The sequence below is a fragment of the Pirellulales bacterium genome (genome assembly GCA_035939775.1).
Lineage (GTDB): Bacteria > Planctomycetota > Planctomycetia > Pirellulales > DATAWG01 > DASZFO01.
Genome location: DASZFO010000302.1, coordinates 1 through 7,758, shown reverse-complemented (window position 1 = coordinate 7,758; position 7,758 = coordinate 1). Strand labels below are relative to the sequence as shown.

Below are 7,758 nucleotides of genomic sequence, written 5' to 3'. Positions count from 1 at the left end.
CGATCCATGAGGTGCAATTCACGTGCGATCTCCTCAAGCAGACGATGAAGAATTCGATTCAGCAAACTCTGATCCGGGGCATGACCTACGGCCTAGGCTAGTTATTCCCCCCTTCTTGTCAAGTGAATTTGCGGATTCCCTGCGCGCATTGTCGAACAAGTGTAGGGAACCTACCACGGCGGCCACCGTGACACATTGACGCCCATTTGCGATGATTCGGACATGCGAATCGTGTCTCTCTTATCCGGCGCGACGGAAATCGTTTGCGCCCTCGGAGCTGGCGACGAATTAGTCGGGCGCTCGCATGAGTGCGACTGCCCGGCGTGGGTGCGGCAATTGCCTTGCTGCACCCGGCCGGCGTTCGAGGTCGCGCTGTCCAGCCGCGAGATCGACGCCGAAGTTCGGCGGCGGCTCGCGGCCGGTGAGCCGCTCTATCACGTTGACGTGGCGAGAATCAACGCACTGCGGCCCGATCTATTGATCGCGCAGGCGCATTGCGAGGTCTGCGCCGTGACGCCGCGCGACGTGGCCCGCTCGGGCGGCGAACCGCCCGGCTGTCGCTCCTTGTCGCTTCAAGCCGGCTCGCTCGCCGGGATCATGAGCGCCGTATTGAGCGTCGCGGAGGCGATCGGTCGCCAGCCGGCGGGGCAGCGGCTCGTCGCGGAACTCAACGGCCGAATCGAGCGCGTCCGGCAGGAAGTGGCCGGCCATCGTTGGCCGAGCGTGGCCGTGCTCGAATGGACGGACCCTGTTTTCGTCACGGGCAACTGGGGACCGGAATTGATCGAAGCGGCGGGAGGAACGCCCCTATTGGGCACGGCGGGCGAATACTCGCGAGCGATCTCCTGGGACGAACTGCTCCGGGCCGATCCCGAGTTGCTGATCGTCGCCCCGTGCGGATTCAATTTGCCGCGAGCGCTAAGGGAGATTCCGGTTCTCGAGCAATCTCCCGGCTGGTTTGACTTGCGGGCGGTGCAAACGCGAAACGTCTTCTTCGCCGACGGCAATCTCTATTTCAACCGCTCGGGGACCACGGTGGCCGACACGGCGGAAATCCTTGCCGATATCCTGCACGGCACGCGGCTGCGCGCGGGCGATTCCGAGATGATCTGGCGGCGCTACGAGCCGCGGAGGAGGTTTTGACAGGATTTAAAGGATTTTGCGACGAAGAATGCCTTCATGATGTGCTTATCGTGCAATCATCGCCGCTACATCGAGGATCACGTTCCTTTGAACCGGTGTTTATTGATCTTCAGCGCCCGGATTTTCGATTCGAGCGTGGAAGCCGGCAGCCCGAGCTTTTTGGCCGCTCCCGACGCTCCGGAGACCCGTCCCTTCGTTTCCGCCAGAGCGGCTTCGATCATCGTTCTCTCGTCCTCGGCAATTCTCTTGGGCAACGGCTGACTCAGACCTGCGTCTTCGCATGATTCACAAGCCAGCCAGCTTTCATCGACAGTGAACGTGTCCGTTTCACAAACGATGACCGATCGCTCGATTACGTTCTGCAGTTCGCGAATATTGCCGGGCCAGCGGTACGATTCCAATAAGTCCAGTGTTTTCTTACTCACGCGCGTGATTTGCTTGCCTACATTGCGGGAATAGCGGTCGACGAAGTATTCCACGAGCAGCGGAATATCCTCTCTGCGGCTCCGCAGCGGCGGAATCTGAATCGGAAACACGTTAAGCCGATAGAAGAGGTCGCTGCGAAACGCCCCGGCGGCCATCGCCGCCTGCAAGTCACGGTTGGTGGCGGCAATCACGCGAACGTCCGCACGGATCGGCCGACTTCCGCCGAGTCGCTCGAATTCGTGCTCCTGGAGGACGCGGAGCAACGCGACCTGAGTTTCAGCGGGAAGCTCTCCAATCTCATCGAGGAAGATCGTGCCGCCTTCGGCCAGTTCGAAGCGGCCGAGGCGGCGTTGGATTGCGCCCGTGAAACCGCCTTTCTCGTGGCCGAAGAGTTCCGAAGAAATCAGCGAGGACGGAAGAGCGGCGCAATTCACGCTGACGAACGCACGATCGGAGCGCTTCGAGCGTTTGTGGATCGCGCGGGCGATGAGTTCCTTGCCGGTCCCCGTTTCTCCGGTGAGCAGGACGGTGGAGCCCGTTGGCGCCACCTTCTCGACCCGAACGAGCGCCGCATGCAAGACGGGCGAATGACCGACGATCTCCTCGAACATCGACGTTCTGACGATTTCCTCGCGCAGGGCGACGTTCTCGTGATGCAATTGGTCCCTGAGTTGCTCGACTTCGTCGAGCGCCTTTTGCAGTGACGTTTCGGCCTGTTTGCGCTCATGGATGTCAATGCTGGACCCATACCACTTGACAATGTTTCCTTCTGGATCGCGCAGCGCGACTTTTTGGTGGAGCATCCACCGGTATTCACCGTCGGCGCGCCGAACTCGCGTCTCGTGCAGGAAAGGCTCCCCGGTTGCCAGCGACGCCCGCCACTTTCGCAGGATTTCTTCAAGGTCGTCGGGGTGAATTGCGACCGTCCACTTCCAGCCCTGAAGATCTTCAAGTGGCAACCCGATGTACTCCAGCCAGCCTTGATTGAAAAAATCAAGGTGGCCGTCCGGCCGCGCGGTATGAATGAGCGCCGGGACCGAGTCAACAACGACCCGAGGGTCGGCGGTCAGTTCGGCAATATCAGAATGATGTTCGCTGATAGCCACGGCCACATTATAGCCCTCTGTATGCTCCGCTTGAGCGCTACGCCACGAAGTATTCACGAAATTTCGTGAATTCTCGAAGAACCGCGAGTGGGATCATTGCCGGCTGGCGCATCCGAAGGCAATCTGCCTGGAAATCCAACGTTCGTCGCCGTTCATTTCGTCGGCACGGCATTCGCTTTCCAACGGGTGCATGACCTTTGGCCACGCTCAGTAATACAGCCGAGGAGACGGGCAAGCGGGATTGGCCCAAACAGAAAAAGGAGCGCACAAATGGCAACTATATCGACCAAGCAGCCGAAGCCGTCGGCTAAATCTCATAGCAAGCAACCGACCGTTGCGGATTACATCGTCGGCCGGCTCGCGCGAGAGGGGATCACTGACTGCTTCGGGGTCGCCGGAGACTTCGCCTTCAAGCTCAACGATGCCGTTGCCCGAAGCGAGAGGATTCGCTGGATTGGCTGTTCGAACGAACTGGACGCGGCGTACTCGGCCGACGGCTACGCCCGTATGCGCGGTTGTTCGATGCTATGCACCACGTATGCCGTCGGCGAGCTGTCCGCGCTCAACGGCGTGATGGGGGCCAAGGCCGAGCGGTCGTGCGTCTTCCACGTCGTCGGCATGCCGACAATGCGCAACCAGCGGGTTGGTAAGATCATCCACCATACGCTCGGCGATGGAGTGTTCCAGAACTTCGCGAACATCTCGGCGCAGGCGGCATGTGTCTCGGCCGTGATCACTCCCGACAACTGCGCACACGAAATGGAGCGGCTGATCGCCACCGCGCGGGCCGAGAGCCGGCCCGCCTACATCCTCGTCGCCTCCGACTTTGCCATTACGCCGGTCACCTCTTCGGAGGCTACCCCATACCCGAAGCCCGCTAGTGGACCCGACCTCGCCAAGGCAATCGCCGCGATCACCGAACGAATCGACGCTGCCCGATCCGTGGCCATCCTGCCGTCCTACACGGTCTCGCGGTTCAAACTCCAGGATAAGCTCCAGCGGTTGATTGAGGCGCTGGGCTGCCCCTTCGCCGCGATGTCGATGGACAAGGGAGTCCTCTCGGAAACGCACCCCCAGTTCGTCGGGACCTATTTGGGAGCTGGCTCATCCCCACAAGTGCTCGAGGCCATCGAGGGCGCCGACCTGGTTATCGACGCCGGCGGCGTCAACTTCAATGAGATCAACACGGCCGCCTATTCGAGCCAACTTGCGCCCGAAAAGCTCGTGACCATCGAGGTTGACTACGTCCGCATCGGCAATCGGATTTACAATCCCGTGCGGATGGGCGACGTCTTTGAAATGCTGGCCAGGTCAGTTCGCAAGAACTTCGGCTACTCGGCGCCGCGGCGGCAAGCTTTCGCGAAACCAGGCGGCAATCCGAGCGACCCGATCACCGCAGCGGCACTCTACCCACGATACCGAGACTTTTTCAAGCCGATGGATCGGATCGTCCTGGAGAGCGGCAGCTCGAGTTCAGGGATCTACCCGCTCCCACTTCCGGAGGGCGCGGAGACGCAGGGCGCGCCGCTGTGGGGTTCGATCGGCTGGGCTACCGGGGCTGCGCTCGGAGTGGCCCTCGCCGATCCATCGCGACGAACCATCCTCTTCACGGGGGAAGGTTCGCACCAGTTGACGGCCACCGCGATCGGGACCATGGGACGATACGGGCTCAAGCCAATCATTTTTGTCCTCAACAACGAGGGATACATGGTCGAGCGGGCGCTCGAGGCGGATCCGAATTGGGTCTACAACGACCTCGCCCCCTGGAACTATCACGCCCTGCCCGCCGCCTTTGGCTGCCAAGACTGGTTCACGGCCAAGGTCACAACGCTCGGTGAACTCGATGCCGCACTGGCCAGGGCTTCCACGGCGAAGTCGGCGTGCTACATCGAGGTCGTCGGAGGCAAGACGGATTATCCCGCCGGACTCGCCGCCGCCCATCAGCGTCTCGACGCCCTGTACGCCGATGTTTAGAGCGCCGAACGGCTGGCCTTCGTCGTGCCAGACCGTGTGCGAGCGGAGCAATGTCCATCGACGACGCTCAGTAAAGAAGAAACGAATTCCTCGCGTCGCTGACTTTGGATCAGCGCGAATTAATGTCGTAGCCGTTTTCACGCCGAGTTCCTCAGCGATTCACTCGGAAAGGAGCTGCCATGATCGCTTCACATTATCGCTTTGCTCGAATCGTGTTTGGCGCACTCACCGCCGCAACGTGGTTGTTCCTGGAGCAGACAGCGGTTCTCGCCGCCGAAGGTGACGACGTCGAGTACACCTTCGGCCGGACGGTGAACGACGGAGAGCACACTTACGAATGGTATCGCAAGACGCACGCCGACTGGGCGGCCAAACGCTATGGCGTGGATCCCAAGAAGGTCGGCGACGGCATGGACACCTGGCACTGGTGGTGCGGCGTCGATAACCCGCAATTCTGGCGAAAGATGGCGATCCTTTCCGCCAAGAACAATGTGGTTAATGTGAATGCGGACTTTCTCTATCTGTTGAACAACACGCCTCGGGCTGAGCGATGGAACAAGATCGGGCTGATCAATGATCCCGATTGCGTTCCCGCCGAAAAGCCCGACAAATACGGCCTGATGATCGACCAGATGAAGGATGGCGCGCTGACCTGGAATCCCGAAGTGTTCGGCTACTCGAGCGGCGTCATCGGCCTGCAGCTCTTCGCAAACAAGAAATTCGATGCCAGTGAATGGTCGGTGAAGAAATACATGAACAACCCGGCGTCTGTCGAACCGCCGTATTTGGTCGGGATGTCTTGCGTCCTCTGCCATACGAGCTTCAATCCCGACAAGCCACCGCAAGATCCCGCTAATCCCAAATGGGACAACCTCTCGTCGAACATCGGCAATCAATATTTCCGCGAAGGGATGCTGTTCGGCAATAAATCGCCGAGCGACTCATTCAGTTTCCAATACTTGTATCACCAGCAGCCCGGCACGAGCGAGACCTCTCGGTTCCCGAGCGATTTCATTAACGGCCCCATCGTCATCAACTCCATCTACCGTCTCGGCGAGCGCTTGAAGCTCGCGAAGGAGGAGCGGATCACGCCCGCTCAGCGCGATCTGATCAAGTCGATGTACGCTCACGCCGGTGTGAAGGAGAACGATCCGGGTGGCGCGCTCGGCGGAACGGCGGCCGAGCCGACTCTGAAGGCGCCGCACGTGCTGGCCGACGGGGCCGACTCGATGGGCCTCTTAATGGCCTCCACGCGCGTGTACGTGAACGAAGGCTGCTATAACGATCTCTGGATCGCAAAGGCGTGGCCAATCAACCCGTTCGACTTGAAGGAGAGCGTCCGTCGCGACTTTGAGCCGGGCGAATTCGATCTCATCAACACGGCCCGCAAAGATCCAAACAGCCCATGGATGCTCACCGAGAAGCGGATGCCGAACATGGCCCTGTTTCTGGGCACCTACGATTCGTTCCCGCTTGCTGAAGCAAAGGAGATCGAGCGCGACGGGAAGCCGGCGAAAGACGGCCAGGATTATCTCACGACCGATGCCACGGTGCTGAAGCGCGGCAAAATCGCGTTTGCCGACAACTGCGCGTCGTGCCACAGCAGCAAACGACCCGATCCCATGCCCAAGGATCCTGCCGAGCAAAAGAAAGCTTGGCAAGAGTTGGTCCAGCGCGATGATTTCCTCACGGACAATTATCTCTCCGACGACGAGCGGCATCCCGTCTCCGACCTGGGCACCAATACCCAACGCAGCCTGGGCACGAACGCGATGGCCGGCAGCACCTGGGGGCAGATGTCGAGCCAGACTTACAAAGATATGCGCGTGCCCACAGAAGTCCTGCACGACCAAGACGCCAGCGGCAAGCCGGTCCCGCTCTACAATCCGTTGACCGGAAAGTACGACATCAAGTTCACGGCTCACAAGTCGTTCTACCGCACGCCGACTCTCGTGAGCATCTGGGCCACAGCGCCGTATCTGCACAACAATTCCGTCGGTGTTTACATCACCGATCCGTCGGTCGCCGGCCGCATGGCGGGCTATGAAGACGGGATGACCAAGCTGCTTTGGCCCGAGAAGCGGGCGGGCGTAGGCTCGATCAAGGTCACGACCGAAGACTGCACGCTGCCGGACGTGTTTCCGATGGTGAAGAGCATGCTGCCGGAGTTTACCGACTTGCCGGATTTGCAAGTCGATCTGTTGCGCGTGCCGAAAGGGACACCGATCAATCTGCTGATGAATGCCGATCCGAAGCAGATCAAGGCAGTGCTCCAGGCCTACGTGGACGGCATCCTCCAAGGCCAGCCGAGAGAAAAGTTTGCCGAGTTGAGAGTGACGAACCAGGCCGTGGCGCAACAAAGGATGATGGCGAGACTTCTTCAGGCGAGTGTCTGCCCCGACTTCATCGAAGACCGCGGCCACACCTACGGAAGTCAACTCAGCGACGACGATAAAAAGGCTCTCATCGAATACCTGAAGTACTTTTAGAAACACTTTTCACGGAGATGATCCGATGCGATACCTGTGCCGATCCGCCATTAGCGCCGCGTTCAGCCTGAACTGCGCGCTCTTTTGCTTTGCGAGCAACAAGACCGACGACACGAAACTCGACTCCACGCCGATCACCGTCACGATGAAGAGCATGAGCTACGAGCCGAAGAGACTGGAGATCCACGTCGGCGATTCGGTCGTTTGGACGAACAAGGCCTTCACGACGCACACCGCCACTTCGGACGATGACGGCAAGACGTTCGACACCGGCGAAGTCGAGCGGGGCAAGTCATCGAAGCCCGTCACATTCGCAACCGCGGGCGAGTTCAAATACCACTGCACAATCCACGGCAAGGCCATGCACTCGACGATCATCGTCAAAGCCGTTGAAAGCAAATGACCGTCGGTGACCTATGGACGCGACTGTTGTCACGGCGATGGCAGCCGCAATCGGCTCGTTGGTCCGCGCCTCGGCGTCCATTGCCACGACCTGGCTCACCCAGCGAACGCAGTCAACTCGCGCTGCGACCGAATGGAAGCTCCACGAGCGCGAGTCGCACTTGCGACCATAGAGTTTGTGAACGATGTTTCACGCTCAAAGAAATCGGGGCGACAGG

Annotated in this window: 6 protein-coding genes; 5 read left to right on the top strand and 1 reads right to left on the bottom strand. The window is 60.0% G+C overall.

Annotation, left to right across the window (positions count from 1 at the left end):
* Positions 1-222: 222 nt before the first annotated feature.
* Complete coding sequence (locus VGY55_18925) at positions 223-1,143, top strand: ABC transporter substrate-binding protein (GenBank protein ID HEV2972054.1); 921 nt, start codon at positions 223-225, stop codon at positions 1,141-1,143.
* 77 nt (positions 1,144-1,220) lie between these two features.
* Here the strand turns inward: VGY55_18925 and VGY55_18920 are convergent, their stop codons facing one another.
* Complete coding sequence (locus VGY55_18920) at positions 1,221-2,675, bottom strand: sigma 54-interacting transcriptional regulator (protein HEV2972053.1); 1,455 nt, start codon at positions 2,673-2,675, stop codon at positions 1,221-1,223.
* Between the two features lie 270 nt (positions 2,676-2,945).
* On the opposite strand from VGY55_18920, the gene VGY55_18915 reads away from it, so the two are divergent.
* The 4 genes from VGY55_18915 (at position 2,946) to VGY55_18900 (ending at position 7,713) form a co-directional block, all read left to right on the top strand.
* Positions 2,946-4,649: a thiamine pyrophosphate-binding protein gene (locus tag VGY55_18915; protein ID HEV2972052.1), complete on the top strand. Its 1,704-nt coding sequence runs from the start codon at positions 2,946-2,948 to the stop codon at positions 4,647-4,649.
* Between the two features lie 179 nt (positions 4,650-4,828).
* Complete coding sequence (locus VGY55_18910; protein HEV2972051.1) at positions 4,829-7,138, top strand: hypothetical protein; 2,310 nt, start codon at positions 4,829-4,831, stop codon at positions 7,136-7,138.
* A gap of 25 nt (positions 7,139-7,163) precedes the next feature.
* Positions 7,164-7,541 (top strand): cupredoxin domain-containing protein, encoded by a 378-nt coding sequence (locus VGY55_18905; GenBank protein HEV2972050.1) that lies wholly within the window; start codon positions 7,164-7,166, stop codon positions 7,539-7,541.
* A gap of 13 nt (positions 7,542-7,554) precedes the next feature.
* Complete coding sequence (locus VGY55_18900; GenBank protein HEV2972049.1) at positions 7,555-7,713, top strand: hypothetical protein; 159 nt, start codon at positions 7,555-7,557, stop codon at positions 7,711-7,713.
* Positions 7,714-7,758: the final 45 nt, after the last annotated feature.